The 20,050-nt window shown below is 69.1% G+C and carries 16 protein-coding genes and 1 tRNA gene; 4 read left to right on the plus strand and 13 right to left on the minus strand.

The annotated features are described in order from the left end of the window. Nucleotides 1-134: 134 nt before the first annotated feature. From ACWDKQ_RS00845 to ACWDKQ_RS00860, 4 genes are all read right to left on the minus strand, one after another. Entirely contained in the window at nt 135-2,792 is a 2,658-nt protein-coding gene (locus ACWDKQ_RS00845) for a hypothetical protein (RefSeq protein ID WP_450136680.1), read from the minus strand. A 359-nt stretch (nt 2,793-3,151) separates the two neighbouring features. Then, nucleotides 3,152-3,454: a hypothetical protein gene (locus ACWDKQ_RS00850; RefSeq protein ID WP_450136681.1), complete on the minus strand. Its 303-nt coding sequence runs from the start codon at nt 3,452-3,454 to the stop codon at nt 3,152-3,154. A 144-nt stretch (nt 3,455-3,598) separates the two neighbouring features. Further along, nucleotides 3,599-4,504 (minus strand): phosphotransferase enzyme family protein, encoded by a 906-nt coding sequence (locus tag ACWDKQ_RS00855; RefSeq protein WP_450136682.1) that lies wholly within the window; start codon nt 4,502-4,504, stop codon nt 3,599-3,601. A gap of 51 nt (nt 4,505-4,555) precedes the next feature. Further along, nucleotides 4,556-5,866 (minus strand): helix-turn-helix domain-containing protein, encoded by a 1,311-nt coding sequence (locus ACWDKQ_RS00860; RefSeq protein ID WP_450136683.1) that lies wholly within the window; start codon nt 5,864-5,866, stop codon nt 4,556-4,558. Between the two features lie 282 nt (nt 5,867-6,148). Between ACWDKQ_RS00860 and ACWDKQ_RS00865 the strand changes: the two genes are divergently transcribed. Both ACWDKQ_RS00865 and ACWDKQ_RS00870 read left to right on the plus strand, forming a co-directional pair. After that, the gene (locus ACWDKQ_RS00865) at nt 6,149-6,394 is read left to right on the plus strand and encodes a hypothetical protein (protein ID WP_450136684.1); all 246 of its coding nucleotides are present in this window, start codon (nt 6,149-6,151) and stop codon (nt 6,392-6,394) included. Between the two features lie 13 nt (nt 6,395-6,407). Further along, nucleotides 6,408-6,746: a hypothetical protein gene (locus ACWDKQ_RS00870; protein ID WP_450136685.1), complete on the plus strand. Its 339-nt coding sequence runs from the start codon at nt 6,408-6,410 to the stop codon at nt 6,744-6,746. Nucleotides 6,747-7,618: 872 nt separating this feature from the next. Here ACWDKQ_RS00870 and ACWDKQ_RS00875 read toward each other — a convergent pair. Then, nucleotides 7,619-10,996 (minus strand): L-tyrosine/L-tryptophan isonitrile synthase family protein, encoded by a 3,378-nt coding sequence (locus ACWDKQ_RS00875; protein WP_450136686.1) that lies wholly within the window; start codon nt 10,994-10,996, stop codon nt 7,619-7,621. A gap of 633 nt (nt 10,997-11,629) precedes the next feature. Here ACWDKQ_RS00875 and ACWDKQ_RS00880 point away from each other — a divergent pair. Further along, complete coding sequence (locus ACWDKQ_RS00880) at nt 11,630-12,208, plus strand: TetR family transcriptional regulator (protein ID WP_187764803.1); 579 nt, start codon at nt 11,630-11,632, stop codon at nt 12,206-12,208. On the opposite strand, the gene ACWDKQ_RS00885 is transcribed toward ACWDKQ_RS00880, so the two are convergent. Then, nucleotides 12,178-13,356 carry an amino acid deaminase/aldolase gene (locus tag ACWDKQ_RS00885; RefSeq protein ID WP_450136687.1) on the minus strand — a complete coding sequence of 393 codons (1,179 nt, stop codon included), beginning with the start codon at nt 13,354-13,356 and terminating at the stop codon, nt 12,178-12,180. The two genes, ACWDKQ_RS00880 and ACWDKQ_RS00885, sit on opposite strands and share 31 nt — an antisense overlap. Before the next feature lie 85 nt (nt 13,357-13,441). On the opposite strand from ACWDKQ_RS00885, the gene ACWDKQ_RS00890 reads away from it, so the two are divergent. Then, nucleotides 13,442-14,752 (plus strand): D-arabinono-1,4-lactone oxidase, encoded by a 1,311-nt coding sequence (locus ACWDKQ_RS00890; protein WP_450136688.1) that lies wholly within the window; start codon nt 13,442-13,444, stop codon nt 14,750-14,752. Nucleotides 14,753-14,804: 52 nt separating this feature from the next. On the opposite strand, the gene ACWDKQ_RS00895 is transcribed toward ACWDKQ_RS00890, so the two are convergent. The 7 genes from ACWDKQ_RS00895 to ACWDKQ_RS00925 form a co-directional block, all read right to left on the minus strand. Next, on the minus strand, nt 14,805-15,461 hold the full coding sequence (locus tag ACWDKQ_RS00895; RefSeq protein WP_450136689.1) for an SDR family oxidoreductase: 657 nt from the start codon (nt 15,459-15,461) through the stop codon (nt 14,805-14,807). Between the two features lie 201 nt (nt 15,462-15,662). Further along, nucleotides 15,663-16,295 carry a hypothetical protein gene (locus tag ACWDKQ_RS00900; RefSeq protein WP_450136777.1) on the minus strand — a complete coding sequence of 211 codons (633 nt, stop codon included), beginning with the start codon at nt 16,293-16,295 and terminating at the stop codon, nt 15,663-15,665. Nucleotides 16,296-16,592: 297 nt separating this feature from the next. After that, complete coding sequence (locus tag ACWDKQ_RS00905) at nt 16,593-17,381, minus strand: IclR family transcriptional regulator (protein ID WP_450136690.1); 789 nt, start codon at nt 17,379-17,381, stop codon at nt 16,593-16,595. Between the two features lie 228 nt (nt 17,382-17,609). Further along, nucleotides 17,610-18,377 carry a 3-oxoadipate enol-lactonase gene (pcaD, locus tag ACWDKQ_RS00910; RefSeq protein ID WP_450136691.1) on the minus strand — a complete coding sequence of 256 codons (768 nt, stop codon included), beginning with the start codon at nt 18,375-18,377 and terminating at the stop codon, nt 17,610-17,612. Nucleotides 18,378-18,408: 31 nt separating this feature from the next. Beyond that, nucleotides 18,409-18,855: an HD domain-containing protein gene (locus tag ACWDKQ_RS00915; protein ID WP_450136692.1), complete on the minus strand. Its 447-nt coding sequence runs from the start codon at nt 18,853-18,855 to the stop codon at nt 18,409-18,411. 40 nt (nt 18,856-18,895) lie between these two features. Beyond that, on the minus strand, nt 18,896-19,237 hold the full coding sequence (locus ACWDKQ_RS00920; protein WP_450136693.1) for an anthrone oxygenase family protein: 342 nt from the start codon (nt 19,235-19,237) through the stop codon (nt 18,896-18,898). Nucleotides 19,238-19,895: 658 nt separating this feature from the next. Beyond that, a tRNA-Leu gene (locus ACWDKQ_RS00925) sits at nt 19,896-19,978 on the minus strand. Nucleotides 19,979-20,050 lie beyond the last annotated feature (72 nt).

Consider the following 20,050-nt stretch of genomic DNA (forward strand, 5'->3'; position numbering starts at 1 on the left):
TCTTGATGGCGGCGACGAAGGCCGACCACTGGGCGGGGGTCGTGGTGAAAGTGACCGGCGGCGCGGTCCTTGGTGGTCACGGACAGCAGCACAGCCACCGATGAATGTGCGCCCCGGTAAGTTCAAGGCATCGTTTACTTGCTGCGCAGCCGGATGCGTTCGAAGATCTCCGGGTCAAGGTGGCCGGTGCGGGTCAGGGCTCGAGGTGGGGCCATGAACCACGGTTGGCGGCGGTCGCCGGTCCCCGGAGCGTGGACCGGTCGGAATCCCTGGTCAGCCAGGGAGATCGCGTAGTCGACCGAGACCTCGTGCTGGGCGTTGAGGGTCGCCGTGCCATGCCACGGCATCACGCCCGAACCACCGAGAGGGACGAAGCGCAGCCTCCCCTGGGCCGGGCGGATCGACAGGCTCAGCCGCACGCAGTTATCCCGCCACAGCACCGAATAGTCGAGTTCCTCGTCGACGTGCTTGTTCGCGAGGTAGGTGATCGTCTCGCGCCAGGCCAGCGCGAGCAGGTCGCCGCGGGCGCGGCGGATCCCGGGCGGGGCCGTCGGATCAGTCAGGTCGAACGGGTCCGCGTAGATCCGCTGCGACCACGCGAACGGATCGCCGCCGGAAGAGGGTACGTCCACGGCCTGCAGCACGGAGCGGAACAGCTCGACGAACCGCGGTTGGCCTGGGCGGGCCGGATCTCTGTCGTCGGCCGCCGCCAGCACCGACCGCGGGTTTCGGCGGATGTCGAGTCCTGCGAACGCCGCGGTGTACCTGTCGCGGTGCTTCGCCAGCAGTTCCGGTCGCTGCGCCCGGTCGCCGCAGCGCGGGTGCGCATCGGCGGCGCTGTCGAAGTCCTCGACCGTCACCACGCCCCGGGCTCCGGCGAGTTCCACCTGCTGCACGAACTGCTGGTGATACCCGGCGTACCGGTGCGATTCGCGGAACCTGAAGTGGCTGGCATCGGTGAGAGCCCGCACCTCTATCCCCGGTGGGTGCACCTGCCGGACGGCCGCGTCGAGTTCCCGCAGCCGGATCAGCATCGCCAGCTCGGAGAGGTCCGGCAGCCCGCCGAGCGCCTTGAGCCGCGAACCATCCTGCTTCAGCGACGGCCCCACCATGATGAACCGGATGCGGTCACCCGCCTCCACCGAGGCGAGCACGTCCCGTTCGGCCGCCGCGAGGGGATAGGCCGACCTCGCCGCTCCGAACGGTTTCGCCGTGATCACCTGCCACACCGCGCGGGCGATCCCCACCGGGCCCGGGTCCATCCCGGCGCCGACCTGACCGCCGAGCCGCTGCCCGCTCTCCAACGCGGTGTCCGCCAGCGACGCGACGATCCGCGCCTGCTCCTCCTCGGACAGTTCCACGCCGCACGACCAGATCGTGGGGCGGGTGCTGAGGTCCCCGATCCGCAGCCCGCCGAGCGACGTCGCATGCGACAACTGCGCGTTGCAGCTGTGCCCGCGCCCCAGCGGGATCGGATGCGGCAGCGACTCGAAGGTTGCGATGCCATCAGCGGTTCGCCCCGCACCGTCCACGGTGAACTCCGGCGGGCGCACGGCGACCAGGACGGCAGCGGGGAAAGCCGCTTGCAGCGCACGGCGATTGGCGGCCGAGTCGTCGAAGGCCGCGACGAGCTCGTACCCCGGCATGTCGTGCAGCGCCGTGACCTTCTGGTCCGCGACCGGCCCTTCGTCGGTGGTGCGCAGGTCGAGGTGGCTGAGCCCGTGGCGGGCCAAGACTTCTCCGGTGGCGGCCCGCATCCGGTGCCGGCGACCGGTCAACCAGACGACCCGGCCACCGGCTTGCTCCAGGTCCCGGACGAATCCGATCAGTCCCGGTGCCGGGCCATCGGTTAGCAGCGCCTCCCAGTCCCACGCGACGTTTTGGCGGTACTCGGGGTACAGCGCGTCCCAATCGAGTCCGGGATAGCGCTCCAGCAAACCGCTGCGCACCAAGAACGGCCGCCAGCCCGGTTGGTACAGCCCCGGCAGCACATCGAGCTGCGCGGCCAACTCCTCGATGCCGTGCGCTTCGCCCAGACGGCGCAACGCATCGCGAACCCGGTGCTTCGGGTGCAGCGCGCAGAAGTCGAGGTCCACGGCGACCAACGGACGCGGCAGGCTGGGCTCGCGGCGGCACCGCACGCTTCGTTCCCTTACTAGCCGGACGACCCGGCTGAGGATCTCGTGCTGCTCCGCGGCGACGGCATGCACGAAACGGCGCCACGGGTGCTCACCGGCGAAAGCGGCCGCAGTCCCCTCGGAGAGATTGCGCAGTTCCTGGGCGATGACGGCATCGAAGGCAGCCCGAACCTGCTCGTCGCCGGTGACGAGCGTGCAGGCCGCCGCCAACTCGTCCAACTGCTCGTCCAACGCGACGATCACGTCCGCCACCCCCGGAACCGCCGACCGCGCGCTGCAGATCCCGGCGAGCACGATCCGCCCGGTGGCCGCCGACTCCGAGTCGAGTTCGACACCGATCTCGCCGACTGGAAGACAACCCTTCGCCAGCAGCCCGCGGAAGGTGATCAGCAACGGCCGGACCACGAACTCGGCGAGGTGGTCCGCCGCTCCCCAGTCCGTCGGCCTGCGCTCCACCAGTCGTTTCAACGACAGCACATCACCGGGGAAACCGCTGCTCGCCAAATCAGCCAGGCCGACCGCATTCCGCGCCACCAGTAGCGTTCCCAGCTCCCGATGCGAGCCGGCTGAGGACGCCACCACGCAATACAGGCGCAGCAGTGGGTCGTCGTCCAGCAATCCAGGCCGCTCCGACCGACCATCCGGATCGCGCAAAACCATCTCCAATCAATCTGTCCGCCGCTTGCTGCACGAATCCGCCGAAAAGGCAACGATGCAGAACCCGCCCGCTCATCGGAGCCGACGAGTTCTCGAAATCCCAGAAACTGCATACCCGAACGACCGCGAGGTCCTATCGAACGACCTCGCAAGCGAAAACCGTTAATATGGCGGCGAATTCCGCAATACCGGAGGTCCCGGCGACGCCGTTTCTCCGCGCAGCGGTCGCCACCGGCGCAAACGTCGAATTCACCCCGACCGAACGGCCCCCCACCGATCGTCGAAACCCGAGCTCAACACGCACCAGCAAGCAGACACGGCTGCGGCGCGACGATGACCCGCCGGTCGCCGAGTGGTCATTCGCCGTCGGCGAGTTGCACGAGCGGGGCGCAGCAGTCCCCGTCCAAGCGCTGCAACGCGATCCGGCCACGGCACTCCAATTGGCGCCAGGTGATCCAACCGACGGCGTAATGCCGATACGCCTGGGCGAGCAGCACCAGCTCCGCCAAGTGGTCGGCGTGGCGGATCTTGAGTTCCTCGGGCAACCTGGGCAACGATGCGACCTGGCTGTCCACCACGTCGTCGAGCACCTGCGCCGCGCGCAACGCGCGCGTCCGGCGCCAGCGCGGCTTCCGCGGCAAGAACTTCGCGTTCCTCATCGACAGCCCGTCCCGTAGAAACCCACCGATGCACCAGTTCGCCCGTATGGTTTACCCCTTCGTCCGAAGGTGCGTCACCAAAAACTGTCAAACCGCCTCGGTAATCTCTCCAAGACCGCCCGTTCGGCCTAGCAGCAGACCGGATCAGCTGTACGGCACCCATTGCGTGGCGAGATCTCCGTCCCTGATCGTGCGCAACCGCTGGTGCAGTTGCTCGCGAACCCCGGGATTGCTGCGCAGGATCGGGAGAACCCCGGTGGTGATCTTCAATTCGCGCAGTTCGCGCAGTACTGGAAAGCCATCCCAGCGCGTGATGTCGAAGCTGTAGGCCCGGGCAAGGTCGTCGTGCCAAGACGGCGGGTGCCCCATCCGCAGCCGACCCACCGCGATCGGGGTCAGGTCCCACTCCGGCGGTCCGATGCACAGCGAATCCAGGTCGCACAGCAGCGGACCATCCGCCCCGCCAATCACGTTGCCCAGGTGCGCATCCGCGTGGATCACGCTGCGCGATAACGGGAAGCGCAGCGTTTCCAGCCGTTCTTCCAACGCGTCGCAGCGCTGCTCCAGGAACCGGTGATCGGCCGGATCGATGTCGACCGCATCGGTCAACCGGCGCCGGATGTCCGCCATCGGCTGCCAGTCAAGGAAAGTTGGTGATGCCAGCTTCGAATGCATCTGGCGCAACAGTTCGCCGAGGTCCGCGCCGCTGGGCATCGGGCCAGCCTCCGGCACGTACTGCCAGAGGGTCGCCAGGTGTTCGCCCACCTGGACCGGCTGCTCGACACCCGGCAGCAAGCGCACGGCGGGAACCCCGTGCACCGCCAGCCAACGCGCGGCTTCCACGGCGTTGAAAGCTCGATACGTGAAGGACGGGGAAAGCACCAAGCGGACGACGACTTGTTGGTCGCGGAGCAGGAAAACCCCGTTGTTAACGATTCGGATCAAACGCGCGCCGGTCGAATCGAGGCCGACGGCCGCGCAGATTTCGGTCAGTGCCAGATCCAGCTCAGGCGGAACGCACCGACCCTCTTCCACTGGTTGTGTCTTCATGCTCATCGTTTCAAGCCGACGGCACCGGCACGGCTGCCTGACGCGGCCCGATCACACCCGGCGGAACCGCCGGACCGCCTCGAACAGGTCGCGGACATCGGAATTCATCCGGTGCTTGCCGGCCTCCAGCTCCAACGGCTTGAGCCGGTCGGCGACGCGCGCGGATTTGACCCGCTCGCCGAAGTCCAGCGCCCGCCGGCCGACCTTGACGCCTTCCTGCAGGTCGCCGGCCCGGATGTGGTTGGTGGCCTGCAGGCTCAGGCCGAAGACGTGGGTGCGCGCCATGTCCGCGCCGTACGCCTCGTTGCACTTGATGGTCTCGGCGACGGCGATCGAGGCGTGCTTGTTCGGCTCGAAGACGGCCAGCGCGTCGTGCGCGGAGCCGATCATGCCGTGCAGGTCGTTCTCGGTGAAGAAGCGCACCCAGTCCGGCGCCTCACCGGCGCGGGCGCGGGCGAACTCGTCCTTCGTGCGGCCCACCATCTTCTGCACCTGCTCCGGCTTGTTCAACATGCCGTAGGCCCAGGCTTCGTTGGCGCACAGCACGGCCACGGTCAGCGCGGAACCGGACTCCTGCGCGGCGATCTGGCCCAGCTGGAACAGCTTCAGCGCCTCGTTGGGCTCCTCGTAGTGCAGGTAGACGCGGCCCATCCGGTACAGCACGCTGGCCACCAGGCCGTCGTCGTTGGCCTGCTTCGCGAACTCCAGCGCCTTGCCGAAGTGCCCGCGGGCGGGGTCGAGCAGGCCCACGTCGAACGAGGTCCAACCGGCCAGGCTGTGCATGTCCGCCAGGGCCACGAAGAGCTGCTTGCGCACGGGATCGCTGGCGCTGGACTCGAGCAGCTGCTGCGCCCAAGACAGCTGGGCGACGACGGCGTCCCGGCAGGTCCCACCGCCGTAGCGGTAGTCGAGATCGCGCAACGCCTTGGTCGCGGCGTGGATCTGCTGTACGTCGGTCATGCCGATGCGTGCCGGTGCCGGCGTCTGCGCGCTGGCGGGCAACCAGGTACTGCTCTCGGTGCCGAACACGGCCGCGCCCATGGTCACCGCTGCGGCGTGGGACAGGAACTTCCTGCGCTTCACCGACTCGTCCTCCTCAGCGTCAGGGGCGTTGGCCGCCTGCGCGACCCGCATAGCGGTCGCCCCGTCGTAGGCGAGGCCCATGTAGCCCCGCGGGATACCCAGCCCGTCAGCGATCCGGGCGAGCACGTCATAAGCCATGACCTGCCGCCCCTTAAGGATCTCGGACACCTCGGACTGCGACTGCCCCGTCGTGGCTGCGATCTGCCGCTGCGAAACGCCGTACCGGCGCAGTTGCCGGTAGATCTCGCTGACGTCCCGTCGAGCCAGCGCATCCCGCATCTCCCGCTCGTTCCAAACGTCGGGTGTAACGGGAAGGCCGCCAGAACCGATGATGTTCATTTAGACCCCCTGACGCTCTGCTCGGGCGTTGGTCGCAGAGTAAGGGCACTGCTGCATCCCGGTGAAGCGCGTATCGGTAGAGGTGATCGGCGGCGGTGAAGTCCACCGACCGCTCGTCGTTGCCGTTGGCCCGGTTATCGCCGCACCCCTAGGCGCGAGGACCCGTCCCGTTCCAATCTAGTCAGCACAGGCAAACCGAGCACGAACAGGAACGGTGACGAGATGCGGGAAGCAAAGGGCGGGAACGGCCACTCGGCCGAGTTCCCCACCGCGCCTGCAGACCGGCGCCGTTGGTGGCGAGTGGACTGCCGAGACGTGGCGAACTCGCACCGGTTTCTGGACGTGCTGGTAAACCCGGACTGGGTGGTGCTCGTCGGACCGCCCGGCCATTCCGCCGCGTTGTCGGCCAACAGCATCGGCCAGTTGTCGGACGCGCTGCGGGATGCCGCTGTGCAGGCGAGAAAGTGACGGTGACGTTTCGGTGGACGAGATCCTGGGACAGGTACTGCGCAGTGCGGTGCGGGAGCGGCTCGATGTGCTGACCGAGCTCGCGAACCGCGCGGACGCTTCTTCCCTGCTCTCCGTGGCGCGTTCCGAACTTCCCCGGCTGACCGAGGGGTGGCGAACGCTACTCACCGCGCACGACGCCGACGAGAAGGGCAACTGCCCGGAGTGCTCGAGCCGCTGGCGCCCGCAGAAAGCACCGTGCTCGGTGTGGCGCACGGCCTACGAGCACCTGGTAGCAGGAGCCTTGGCACCCCGTCCCGCACGGCACCTGCGTCCGGCGCACGCACTGCGCCCGGTGACACCGGTGCCCTAAGCAGGCGGACTCGGCCCCGGACAGCACTACCTCCTCCCCGACCCGGGTTGCCGAGAAACCGCCAGGCGGCGGCCGATGAACGGTGCGCTCGTGACCCCGACCTCGGCCGGCGTTTACCGGCCGCCGCCGCGAAAAACTCCAAATCGGACCCGCTGGACACCAGCGCGGTCGCCACAAGTTCCGCGGGCCGGTGCTGACGCACTCCCCTCCCCCGACCGGTGCCGGTCCGCGGACTCCAACCACTCCGGCAACCCGTTTCCCCGGACGGAGCCGGAGTCTGGAAAGGCCCTGGAGCTCGATTCCCCGACCGAGCCCAGGGCCTTTCCATTTTTTGGGGGTAGGTGGCCGCCTTGCGTGGCGGTTCGAGTAGCGGAACCTCAGAGGTCGCCTGGACTCCGGGATCCCCGACTTGCGGATGTCCGAATTCGCGGCATCGGGACTGTCCTCGCCAAACGACATCTGAGAACCTGCGGCGGTTGTCAACGGTGCCGGTTGCGTGCGTGGGCTAAGCGCCTCGAGCGCTTGCGACCACTCGAGCGCATCTCACAAAAGCATCTCGGCTCGGTCATGCGGGTGCGGAAAGAGAACACGCCTGCGCCTCCGTCGTCGCTCGACTACCGAGCCGCGGCACCGTTTCTTCTGGTCAGAACCCGTGAGTGGTGGGCCCATGGAAGCTGTTTGGGAAGGCGTGGCGTGAAGTGAATGGACCGTTCGTGCCGCCTACCGAGGTGAAAAGGCCGTTCGCTCCACCCCGGTTGGCAGGCAGAACTGGACCGCTCCCCCCGGGCTGCCACCGGAAACCTCCAGGCAGGACCAGTTCCCGAACACACCCGCAGCACCTAAAAGCACTCACGGACTGAGCTGCGGGAGGGCTACTTCCGGCGGAGGCGGGCTCTGGTTGCGAAATCCTGGTCCAGCCGGATTCCCGGTGGGGTTGCCGCTCCTCTTTGTGTCGGTACCGCGATACCCGCCGCCGCCAGGTAGGTGTGCTGCGCCGGCACCATCAGCCACGGTTGGCGGGGGCCGAGCAGCGGCGAGTACACCGGCACGAATCCCTGGTCCAGCAGCGAGATCGCGAAGTCGACCGCCACGTGGCCGCGGGTGTCGAGGACGCCAGTGCCCTGCCATGGCAGCAGGCCCGATCCGCCGAGGTAGGTGAACCCGAGGCAGCCCTTGCGGACTGCGCTGAGGGTCAGCCGCACGCGGTTCGGGAACATCCGCTCGTAGCCGAACTCCTCGTCCGCCTGCATGGTCGCCACGTAGCGGAGCACCGTGTGCCACGCCCGGCGGAGCACCGCGCAGCGCGCTTGCCGCACCTCGCCCGACACGCTCTGGTCGGTCACGTTGTAGATGTCCGCGTAGACCGCGGTGGACCACTCCAACCGGTCCGTCCCGGGTGGCACCGTGAGCGGCACCGAATACACCAGCGACATCAGGATTTCCCGGAACAGCCCGATGACGTGCGGCGCGAACTCGTCCATCGTGACGGTGCGCGAGTGCACCTGCTCCAGAGTCCGCAGCGGGTTGTCGGTGATGTCGAAGTGCCGCAACGAGTCGGCGAGCAGCCGGCGGTAACCGGCGATACGGGTGGCGCGCACGGCCGGGAGCCCGGGGCCCAGCCGCCGCTCCGCGACCTCGTCGATCTCCTCGACGGTAGTCCGGTCGCCCATGCCGACCAGGTGGACGTACTCGCGCAGCTTCCGCTGGTAGGCGTCGGTGATCGCGTGCGGTCGGCTGCGGAAGTGCCTGCCGTCGGTGAGGATGTTGAAGTGCAGGCCGGGTGCGTGCACCGCGCTGACCGCCCGCTGGAGCTCCCGCAGCCGCGCCATCGCGCCGAGTTCGGCGAAGTCCGGCAGCGGGCCACCCGCCTTCAACCGGTTCAGGCACTGCTTGACCGGGAACCCGAGCAGCACCACTTCGATGGGTTCGCCCCGGCGCACGAACGGTTCGGCGTCGCGTCGCAGGTCGGCTGGCCGGTAGTTGGACCGCGATCCCTTGATGAACTGTTTGCGGGTGAACACGTGGTGCAGCGCCGCCAGGACCTGCTCCGGCTCGCTGCGCTCGTGGATGCCGAACTTCGCGACCGCGCTGCGCCCGGTCCGCGCCGCCGCCCGGTCCACGTCGGCGAGCACCGAATCCACAATGGACCACGATTCCTGTTCGGTGAGGTGCACCGACCATTGCTGCGCCAAGCGGTTCTTGCGCAGTGCGCCGATCTGCAGCTCTTCCAGCGAATGCGTGTTAGACAGGCGCGGACCGCTGCGCTCCCCGAAGCGGGGCCTGGTCTCGAAGGTGGCGATCACGGCCGCAGCGTCGGCCACCGGCTGGCCCGGGAGGCGTTCGGCGGCCAGGCCGGGGATCTCGACGGCGACCGGGATGGCCCCGCCGAACTCCTTGGTCACGGCGATGCGGTTCGCCAGCTCGTCGTCGAAGACCGCCACGATGTCGACGTCTCCGAGTTCTCGGAGCTTCTCCACCTTCAGCTCAGAACGCGGGCACCCGTCGCCCTCGGGAAGGCACAGCAGCGTCGCGTCCAGCACCCCGCCGGCGGCGAGCGCTTCCTCGGTGTGCTCGCGGAACCGCTCGCGACGCCCAGTGCAGAACACCACCCGCCCGCCAGCGTCCTGCACGTCCCAGACGAACCGGGCGAGCCCGGCGTTAGCATTGTCGGTGCGCAGCCTTTCCCGCGGCCTGGCCAGGAAGGCGCGTGTGAAGTCGGCACGCACCTCGTCCCAGTCCACCGACGGGTAGCGGTCGCGCAGGCCGCTGAGTTTCACGAAGTTCCGCCAGGTAGCAGCGGCGTGGGTCGGCAGCACCGGCAGCGTGCCGGGACCGGACAGCTCCAGGATGCCGTCCGGCGCACCAGGGCGCGGGCCCGAAACCGACCGCGCGGCGTCCAGGATCCGCTGCAACGGCACGAGTCCGCACAGGTCCACGTCGATCACGACAGTCGGCTGCGGCAACCGGTCGTCCCAGCGGCGTTGCCGGGTACGCTGCTGGACCCGGTCCAGCACCGATTTCAGCACCGCATCCTGGGATTCCGGCACGGTATGGGCGTAGCACTGAAGCGGTTGCTCGCCGGAGAGCAGTTCTGCGGTGCTCGGTGCCAGGAAGCGCAGTTCCTCGGCGATCACCCTGGCGACGGCCCGCCGCACCCGGCTCTCCCGCTGCCCGGAATCGAGTCGGCTGAACCCGGCGCCGAGCTCGTCTAGGGTCCCGACCAGCGCACGCGCTCCCGCCGCGACCTCGGCGTGGGTCGGCTCGTGGCTCACCCGCAGGTAGTCGGTCACCACGATCCGGCCGGTGGCCTGCAGTTCCGGTGAGAGCTCGAAGGCGATCTCGGCCCCGCCCAGGGCGAACAGTCCGACCCCGTGCGAGTCAAGGGCCAGCCGGAAGGTGCGCAGCAGCGGGCGGACGAAGTGCTCCAGGAAGTAGTCGAGTTCGTCCTCGCGCCGCTCGAAGCGGTTGTCCAGTACCACGCGCAGCAGTCCCGGCGTGCCGTCGCCGGCCGGGTGCAGCAGTGTGGCCAGGTCGGCCGCGATGGTGCCGCCCGGGTGCGTGGGATGCGCCGGAGCGGGCTCGGCGATGCGGGTCAGGGCGGCCGCACCGGTGGCGGTGTCCACCACGGCGGCCGGCACCGGCTGGGTGGCGCAGTGCATCCGCAGGTCGGGGTCGGATTCCACAATGGACGAAATCCGTTCCCAGCCGCGGAGCTGGCGCTGGGCGCGCTCGCGCGATCCGACGGCTCGCAGCTCAACGGTGCGCGCCGGACCGATGACGGTGATCCGCTCCGCGGGGAACGGCACGCTGTGGTTCGGACCGAGCACCGCGGCGAGGCAGTCCTCGGCGAGCTGCCGCCGTTGGGAGGTCAGCAGGTCGACGCGGTCGGCGGGCAGCGGGACCGATCCGCCGGTACCGACGTCCGAGGCCAGCGACCGGGTCAGCCGGTGCAGCCAGGCCGGGTCGAACACGCGGCGGGTGCGGCGCAACCGGACCAGGGCGCGGTAGAGATCGGACCAGTTCGGTGCGGCGCCCAGCGGCAACCCGGCACCGGCACCGAAGCCGCTGAGCCGCAGCGGGCCCTGCGCCGACCGCTCGACCCGCAGGCCGTAGCCGCCCTCGGAGAGCAGTGCGTTCGCGTCCGCGATGGTCAACGGGTGCCACAGGCCGGGTGCGGGCGGGGCGGCCGCCGCGGCCGTGCGGGGCGGCCCCGCCGGGGCCGCGAGCTCCGGGGTCAGCCGCGCGGTCACGGGGCTGCGGTGCGCTTCGCGCGCGTGGCAGCCGAACCGACATGGGCACCGACGGCACGGGCGCCACAGCACCCGCTTCTTCCCCCAGTCGATGTCCACCTGGAAAGCACAGCACGAGGCGCGGCGGGAAAACGAGGGGCGGCCGGGCAGTAACCCACGATGACCCTTCTGTCACTGAAAATGACGACTCGGATCACACTAGAAGCGGTCTTGCGCGCTGACAACATGACTCTATGCATATGACAACGATGTAACGCGACCGGAGCCGCAGGTCAGAGCCGCGCCTCAGAACCCCCGAATGACCAGACATCGGCGTTCGGTCAAGGCGTCGACAGGGAAATCACCCGATCGACTGATACCGTCCCCGGCATGTCCGGAGCGCAACACCGCCCGCGGGCCGGGAAACTGTGGACATCGTCGGCGCCGGGCGAAACCCTCGCCCCACGTCGGTGAACCAGACCGCCGAATCGAGCTCGGCACCCTCTCCCCAGGGCTCCTCCCCTGAAAGAGAAGCATGGTCGTGGTCGGCAAGATGGTCAGTTAGAACTTGATCAAGGAGTTGCCTTGCCTGCCGAAGTAGCCCCGCTGCGCCGAAAACCGGTCCAGCAGCGCAGTGCACAACGTGTGGAGAAGATGCTCTCGGCGTGTGCCGAGCTTATCGACGAGGTGGGCTATGACGGGTTAACAACCACTCTCATCGCCGAGCGCGCTGGCGTGGCGGTCGGATCGCTCTACCAGTTCTTCCCCGACAAGCGCGCCGTAGTCCAGGAACTAACGCTGCGTAACCTCGACCGCTTCGTGCGCACCGTGTCCGCGCGATTCGACCAGCTGGAGCTGGAGCACTGGTGGGACGCGGTGGACGCCGTCTTCGACGTCTACCTGACGATGCACCGCGAAGTCCCGGCGTTCAGCCGGCTGCACTTCGGCGACGTGGTCGATCTGCGGCTGCTGGACCCCAGCAAGGACAACAACGCGGTGATCGCCGAGAAGCTCACCGGGCTGATCGGCGAGGAGTTCGGGCTCGCCCCGGCGGACCTGCTGCTTCCGCTGGCGGTCGCGGTCGAGGCGGCGGACGCGGTGCTGCACCTGGCGTTCCGGCGCGATCCGGCCGGGGAGCCCACGCTCGTCGCGGAGGCGAAGGAACTGGTGCGCGGCTACCTGTCGAACCGGATGCCCGCGGATCAGCCGAAGGACTTGCCCTCGCCCCGGTAGGTCGGCGCGGTGCCGGTCAGCCGGTCGGCCGCCACCAGGTGGTAGTGGGTGAACCGCTCGGCGAGCTCGCCCGCCTTGGCGTGCCGGAACCAGACGCGGTCGCCGAGCCGGAGCAGCCGGGCCGCGTCGCCGACCACGGGCGTCTGCACCTCGCCGGTGCCCTCGGTCGCGAGCAGCCGGAGGCCGGCCGGCCAGTGCGGCGTCGGCACCCGGTCCGCGCCGGGCGGCCCGGAAGCGAGGTAGCCACCGCCGAACACTGTCGCGATGCGCGCGGCGGGGCGGTGCACGACGGGAAGTGCGTAGAGGACCGCCGGTCGGGGGCGGAAGGCTCGGTAGGCGTCGAACAGCGTCGGGCCGATCAGCCCGGAGCCGGCGGCCACCTCGGTGACGGCGCGTTCCGCGGCAGTGCCCTCCAGGCTGCCGGTGCCACCGCCGTTGACGTACTCCAGCGGCGCCAGTGCGCACACCGCCCGCACCACCGCGGCCCGGCGTTCGGCCAGTTCGGCGGCCGAACGGCGCTGCATCCAGCGCAGCGCGGCGGCCTTCAGCGGCCGACCGGGCGGCGCGTCGCCGAGCCCGGCGATCTGGCCTTCGTACGCCATCAGCCCGACCAGGCGAAAACCCTTGCGGAGCACCACGGATTCGGCGAGCCGCCGGGCCTGCGCGGCGGTGTGCACCGGGGAGCGACGGGTGCCGACGTGCAGGCCGGGCAACGGCCGCCAGGACGCGTCGACTTCGAGGCAGAGCCGGACCTCGGGCCGGTCGGAGCCGGTGGCGGCGTCGATGAGGTCGAGGTGGTCGACGGAGTCGACCATGAGCGCGATCGACGCGGCGGCCGCCGGGTCGGCCGCGAGCTCGCGCAGCGCCGAGCGGTCGGCGGCCGGGTAGGCGACGAGGATGTCGTCGCTGAGGCCTTCGCGGTGCAGCCAGAGCGCTTCGGCCAGGGTGTAGCACATCAGCCCGGCGAAGCCGGGGGCGCGCAGCACCCGTTGCAGGAGGTCGCGGCAGCGCACCGACTTGGTGGCCACCCGGATCGGCCGCCCGGCGGCACGGCGCGCCAGATCGGCCGCGTTGCTGTCGAACGCCTCGAGGTCGGCCACTGCGAAGGGCGGGTCGAGCTCCCTGGTGATCTCGTCGAACCGGCGCACGGCGACAACAGTAGGCGAAAAACCCTTGTTATGTGAATCACATTCACATAATTTCTCCGCGAGAGCACCCAAAGGAGGGTCGGCGATGCGGAGTTGGACCAACTGGGCGGGCACTGCCACCGCCACACCCAGCGCCCTTGTGGCGCCGCGCGACACCGAGGAGGCCGCTGCGGCGATCCGCGCGGCAGCGCGCGACGGCGGCACAGTCCGCCCGCTGGGCACCGGCCACTCGTTCTCCGGCATCGGCTCGCCGAATACCGGCTGCGCCCTTGACCTCTCGCACTGGTCCGGGATCGTGCAGGCCGACCCGCACAGCGGGCTGGTCAAGGTGCGCGCCGGCACTCCCCTGAGTCGGCTCAACGCCGAACTCGACGGGCTCGGCCTGGCGATGGCAAACCTCGGCGACATCGACCGGCAGACCATCGCCGGGGCGATCTCCACCGGCACCCACGGCACCGGCGCCGGGCTGGGCGGGCTGGCGACGCAGGTCGAGGAACTGGAACTGCTGCTCGCGGACGGCACCGAGCGGAGCTGCTCCGCCGAGCAGAACCCGGAGCTGTTCGCCGCCGCCCGCGTCGGGCTCGGCGCGCTCGGGGTGATCACGACGGTGACGTTGCGCTGCGTGCCCGCGTTCGCACTGGCCGCAGACGAACGACCGGCCCGCCTGGATGACGTGCTGGACCGCTTCGACCAGCTCACCACAGACAACGACCACGTCGAGTTCTACTGGTTCCCGCACGCCTCGAACACTCTGGTCAAGCGGAACAACCGGCTCCCCGCCTCGGAATCACCGCAGCCGCTGCACCCGCTCCGGCACTTCCTGGAATACGAGGTGCTGGAGAACCGGCTGTTCGGCACGATCTGCCGGCTGGGGCGCGCGGTGCCCGCGTCGGTACGACCGCTCAACCGGCTCTGCGCCTCGACCTGGTCCGCGCGTTCCTACAGCGATCGTTCGCACCGGGTCTTCACGACGCAGCGCAACGTCCGGTTCGTCGAATCCGAGTACGCCATGCCGCGAGAGGCGCTGCACGACGTGCTCGGGGAGCTGCGCGCCGCGGTCGGGCGGCTCGCCGACCCGGTGATGTTCCCGGTGGAGGTGCGGGTCGCGGCGGCCGACGACGTGTGGCTGTCGACGGCCTACCAGCGTCCGTCGGCCTACATCGCGATCCACCAGTTCCAGGGGATGCCGCACCGGCACTGGTTCGACGCCTTCGAAGACATCGTCGGCGCGGCGGGCGGGCGACCGCACTGGGGCAAGATGCACCGCCTCGACGCCTCATCGCTGCGCGAGCGCTACCCGCGCTTCGACGACTTCCGCCGGGTGCGCGCAGAGGTCGATCCCGACGGCGTCTTCCGCAACCCGTACCTCGATCGCGTCCTCGGCCCCTGCGGATAACGCACGATTTCGGTGGCAAACGGCGTGTCGCTCTCCACCGGAATCCCGGCCGTCAGACAAGCGCGACGCGGAGAGCTTGGGGAATCGGGATTTCGCCGTTGACGAGCTCCAGGGCTTGCCGGGACGTGGCCGGCTCGTCGAGGATGGCGAGCAGCACGGCGGCGACGTCGGCGCGGGTCACCGCGGCCCGGCCGACCGACTTGGCCAGCGTCACGCGACCGGTAGGCGGATCGTCGGTCAGCCTTCCCGGCCGCAGGATCGTCCAGTCCAGATCCCGCGACCGCAAGTCCTCCTCCGCAGCCCGCTTGGCGTCCAGGTATGCGCCGAACACCGGGTCCACATCGGGCGGGTTCGGCCGCGTCCTGCCCATCGAACTCACTTGCAGGAAACGACGAATCCCCGCCCTCTCACACGCGTCCGCAAGCAGCGCCGCGGCGGCGCGGTCCACAGTGTCCTTGCGAGGCGCGCCGCTTCCGGGACCGGCTCCGGCGGCGAACACAGCAGCGTCCACATCGGAGAGCAGGCTGGCAAGCTGGGCAGCGTCGACCTGCTCCAGATCGGCCAACTGCGGCTCGACGCCGTCGGCGCGGAGGTCCTCGGCGTGGTCCGGGTTCCGGATCAGTCCGAGCACGGCATCACCGCGCTCGACGAGCATCGCCCCCAGGTGTCGCGCGATCTTCCCGTGGGCTCCGGCAATCACGATTCTCATGCCATCCAACGTAGGACAACCCGCGTTCCCAGGCCGCCCGCACAGCCTGTGGACAACTAGCCACATGCTGTGGACAACTGGGGTGGGCCGCTTCTGCTGTTCCCCCGTGACGCGGCGGCCAAGCCGTCGGTCATGAGTGCGTAGTCGAGTGGCGCGCCCGATTACGCACTCACGACCAGACCCCAGGGACTGGCTCGTGGGTCAGCTGCGAGACGGGGCGGGGGCCTCCGTCGCGAGCAGCTGCTGGTAGACGACCTCGTTCACCCAGCGGGATACCGCGGTGTGCTCCACCGGCGGTGCGTCATCGAAGCACCGCCCGTCCAGCTCCGCCTGCACATCGTCGCCGTTGGCGCTGAGCACCGCGATGCCGAACTGGCGGGCGCGTATCAGGCAGGTGGAGGCGAAGTCGGGGGCCACGGCGACGTTGCGCGGCACCACGATCGCGGAGCTGACGAACCGGGCGAACGGCACCGCGGCGGTCAACGCGCTGCGCCAATGCCGGGCCGGGGCGAGCACACCTGTGACCCGGGCCGCGGGCGGCGGCACCCGCCCGTCCATCTCGGGCCACACCCAGGTGGCGATCTCGGCCCGGTCCAGCACCGGCTCGCTGCCGAAGCACAGCCGCTCGGCGTGCGCGTCGGGGAGCAGCTCCGCGGTCGCGATGATCTGCCGACCGAGCAGCTTCACGGGCGGCAGCACGCTGCCCGCCCAACCCAACGTGTCCACCGTCCGCTGCGCCAGCCGCCCCATGGAAGCTGCGAGCCCCAGCGGGGACCGGAGCTGCGTCGTCGAGCAGCCTCGGAGCTCGTCCTCGGTCCAGGCACGTCCCGGCATTCCGGTCACGGCGTTCCGCCTCCCTCATGCACTGCGCTTGCACTCCGCGGCCACCGACAACGGGGCCTCTGCTGACTTAAACAGCTCGGAGCTGGTTCTGCGCTGCTCAACAGGGTCCCTGCGACCGGCGGCGGGCATCGGTCGGTGACTGGTCGATGAATGACATCGGGACTTCAGCCCAGCGATGCGGCCATTCAGGTGAACCGGTACGGAACATGGCGTTGAGGTTTTCCCAACCAGCAGAACCGAATTTCGCCACCTCCGCAAAACGACCGCCCGCCGGGCGGCGGGCGGTCGTCAGTGCGACAGCAGGTCGAGGTCGGCCCGATCCTGCTCGACGAGCCGCTGGCGGATCGCTTCCGCGGCAGGCAGCAGCGGCTTGACCATCTTCGAGACCTCGGCGCGAACGCTGTGCGCCACTACCCCGAGCGCCGCGACGACTACTCCGTTGGCGTCTTGCACCGGCACCGCGACGGAGCAGTTCCCGAGCGTCATCTCCTCGTTGGCCTGCGCGAAGCCGCGACTGCGCACGGTCTGCAACTCGCGCCCCAGACGACCGGGTTCGGTGATGGTGTACGCGGTAAACCGGGACAGCCCGCGCTCGCAGTACTGGTGCATCACCACGCTCGGGGCGTGCGCTAGGAGCACCTTGCCGACGCTGGTCGAGTGCAGCGGCAGGCGACCGCCGATGCGCGAGGTGATCGGCACGGCGCGCGGCGTGGTGAGCTTCTCGACGTACACGACCTCCATACCGTCGCGCACCGCGAGATGGACGTTGTCGTGGGTGCTCTGGCACAGATCCTGCATGAACGGCAGGGCGTTCTGGCGGAGTCGGCTGTTCACCGGCGCCAGCAGCCCGATCTCCAACAGCCGCAGGCCGATCGCGTAGCGGCCTTCGCCGTCGCGCTCCAGGGCACCCCACATCTCCAGCTCGCGCACCAGCCGGTGCGCGGTGGCCAGCGGGATCTCCGCGCGGCGGGCGATGGCGGTCAGGGTGAGCCGGACGTGTTCGATGTCGAAGGCGGTGAGGACGCTGAGCGCTCGCGCAGTGACCGACCGGCCAGGATCCCGGCTGTTGCCCGCCATCGCTTCCTCCCGTGCACGCGGTCCGAGACCGCGGGATCCCGGCCACCCGGCCCGAATGGACTCCGATTCCGCCCGCACCGACTCCAGTGTTCACCCGAACGATGGCTCAAGCCCAGCACAGTCCGCGGCTGTCGCCAAGACCGAGAAGCCGATCATCGAGGCCTGTCGGGCTCGGCAGCCCCGTTCGCAATACCACAGCGAAGCGTGATGGTGATCACGCAATCCGGCTCAGCCGAGTCCTAGGAGTGCGGTGAACGCCTCCGCCTGCTCGACGTTGACCAGGTGGGCGGCGTGCGGCAACACTTCCAACCGGGCGTTGGCGTCGATCCCGTCGACGATCGCGGCACCGTGCTCCGGCGGCGTGACGGGATCGTCGGCCCCAGCGACGACCAGTGTCGGCGCGGTGATGGTGGGCAGGTCGGCTCGCAGGTCAACGCGGCCGATCAGCTCCGAGCACAGCGCGTACGCCTCGTCGTCGGTGCTGGCGATCATCGCGGAGTAGATGGCGGTTTCGGCGTGGCACTCGCGGAAGTGGGGTGTGAACCAACGCTCGATGGTCGGCGAGACCAACTCGTTGGTCCCGTGCTCGCGAGCCGCGGCGGCCCGGTCGAGCTCGATCTGCTCCTGCCCCAACCATGCGGAACTACAGCAGACGGTCAACCCTTCGATTCGCTCGCCAGCATGCGCTCCCAACCACAATCCGATCATCCCACCGAGCGAGGAGCCCATGAACGAGGCCCGTGGAACCTCCAGGTGATCCAGCAGCGCCAGCACGTCCGCACCGAGGTCGGCCAGGGTGTACGGGCCGGGCAGCACCGGCGATCGGCCGTGCCCGCGCTGGTTGTACCGGAGCACGCGGTAAACGCCGTTGAGGGCGTCGAGCTGCGGTTCCCACATCTCCCAGGTGCAACCGAGGGCGTTGGACAGCACTAGGACCGGAGCGTCGGCATGCCCGGTCTCCTGCCACTCCAAGCCGAGTTCTTCCCACCGAGTCACGCCGAAACCCCTCCGTCATCGGCCGCCCGACTCACAGTCCCAGCAGTGCGCGCATCCGCACGTACTTCCTGGTCAGCCGCTCCCTCGTCGCTTCGTCCAGCACGGCCAACCGCGCGGGGTCGGCGTTGTGCGCGAGGTCGGCCTCTTTCACCAGCAGCGCGCCCGGCGTCCCCAAGATACGGGCGGCGTAGTCGGCGGGGTCTTCACCGGCCCGCTTGGTCACGGCCAGCACGATGTCCTTGGTCTCCGACGGGAGTGAAGCCCCCGACAACCAAGCCTCGGAAACGGCCCCGTCCTCAACGGCATCGTGCAACCAAGCAGCGGCGACCTGGGCCTCGCTCCCGCCCCTGGCCCGCACCCCGGCGGCAACGGCGGCCAGGTGTTCGACGTAGGGCCGACCGGCCTTGTCGACCTGCCCACCATGAGCCCGAGCGGCAAGAGAAGCAACCTCGTCAAGCCCGAGAACCCGACCATCCACGACGAAACCGTACAACCCCGGCGGCTACCGAGGCCCCGGGTCAAAGCACCTCGACGACCAACGCCGCCAGGAGACAACCGAAGGAGCCGGTGGCAGCGAACGCCCGAACCAGGTTCCACCGCACCCAACGCACCTCGAACCGAGCGCGCAGAGCGGAGCGGTCGGCACCTTCCCCGGCGGCGAGCTCGTTGTTCAACGGCACGCTCACGGCAGCGGTGACGACGAACATCGCCAGGTAGAGCAAGAACCCGGCAGCGCCCCACCCCAAGCCGGCCCCACCGCCGAACCACAGCAGCGCGGCGCCCAACCCGCTGACCACCAACCCGCCGAGGAACAGGGCCAAGAACAACCAGTTGACGATGGCCAAATTGATGCGCTGCATGACATCGACGAAGGCCCGGTCCGCAGGCGTCGCGAAGCCCGGGCATGACGGCGTACCCGAACCCGGCGAACAACCCCGCCATCAACCCGGCGGCGACAACACCGGCGACCAAGACATCGACGACCACCAGCCAGCCCTCCCGAGAATCGCGCGAAACAGGAGAAACCAACCACACCAATCCAACGGAAAACCCCAAATACGCCCAAACCGCAACCAAGCCTGTTCGCTGTTCGCTGAAGAGAACTCGAGGGACGGCCGGCACCGAACGCCGAAGGCGACCTTCGCCACAACCAAAGACCCAGGAACGAAGGGACATAACTCACAAGCCCCCAAAGAGCTCCGAGGGGAACCCCAGTCTGAGAACGGCCCCGAAATCAGAGACACAAACCACAACCGAAGGACAAGCCCAGCCCAGAGGAAGCAGGCCACCACCAGCAGCAATAACCAGCCAGGCCAGGGAACAGCCACACAACGCCGCCGGCCAGCAAGACCAGGGCGAATGAACGGAGGCTGCTGGCGTGAGCAGGCCGGGAACGCGCAAGAAGACAAAAAGCCCGGGAGAAGCGACCACCGCACCGCGGGGGTCCACGGGGCTCGGCCCCCGAATGGAAATAGGAAGAGGCCCCCTGGCAATAAATGAGTTGGGGGGCCTCTTACGTGGGCGAGGAGGGAGTTGAACCCTCACGTCCTTTCGGACACACGGACCTGAACCGTGCGCGTCTGCCATTCCGCCACTCGCCCGTGGCTTGGTTGGAAGCTTATCCTGCTCTCTTCCGCCCCTTGGGGCCGGGGGCGCTTTCGCGTCCGCTGCCC

This window comes from Saccharopolyspora sp. NPDC000995 (assembly GCF_053599315.1).

Bases quoted from the DNA above. Each gene is read 5' to 3' on its own strand.
- ACWDKQ_RS00900 (WP_450136777.1), bottom strand. From the start codon at position 16,295: ATGCCGGGACGTGCCTGGACCGAGGACGAGCTCCGAGGCTGCTCGACG.
- ACWDKQ_RS00865 (WP_450136684.1), top strand. From the start codon at position 6,149: ATGCGGGAAGCAAAGGGCGGGAACGGCCACTCGGCCGAGTTCCCCACC.
- ACWDKQ_RS00905 (WP_450136690.1), bottom strand. From the start codon at position 17,381: ATGGCGGGCAACAGCCGGGATCCTGGCCGGTCGGTCACTGCGCGAGCG.
- ACWDKQ_RS00880 (WP_187764803.1), top strand. From the start codon at position 11,630: ATGCTCTCGGCGTGTGCCGAGCTTATCGACGAGGTGGGCTATGACGGG.
- ACWDKQ_RS00895 (WP_450136689.1), bottom strand. From the start codon at position 15,461: ATGAGAATCGTGATTGCCGGAGCCCACGGGAAGATCGCGCGACACCTG.
- ACWDKQ_RS00860 (WP_450136683.1), bottom strand. From the start codon at position 5,866: ATGCGGGATGCGCTGGCTCGACGGGACGTCAGCGAGATCTACCGGCAA.
- ACWDKQ_RS00890 (WP_450136688.1), top strand. From the start codon at position 13,442: ATGCGGAGTTGGACCAACTGGGCGGGCACTGCCACCGCCACACCCAGC.
- ACWDKQ_RS00920 (WP_450136693.1), bottom strand. From the start codon at position 19,237: ATGCAGCGCATCAATTTGGCCATCGTCAACTGGTTGTTCTTGGCCCTG.
- ACWDKQ_RS00855 (WP_450136682.1), bottom strand. From the start codon at position 4,504: ATGAAGACACAACCAGTGGAAGAGGGTCGGTGCGTTCCGCCTGAGCTG.
- ACWDKQ_RS00850 (WP_450136681.1), bottom strand. From the start codon at position 3,454: ATGAGGAACGCGAAGTTCTTGCCGCGGAAGCCGCGCTGGCGCCGGACG.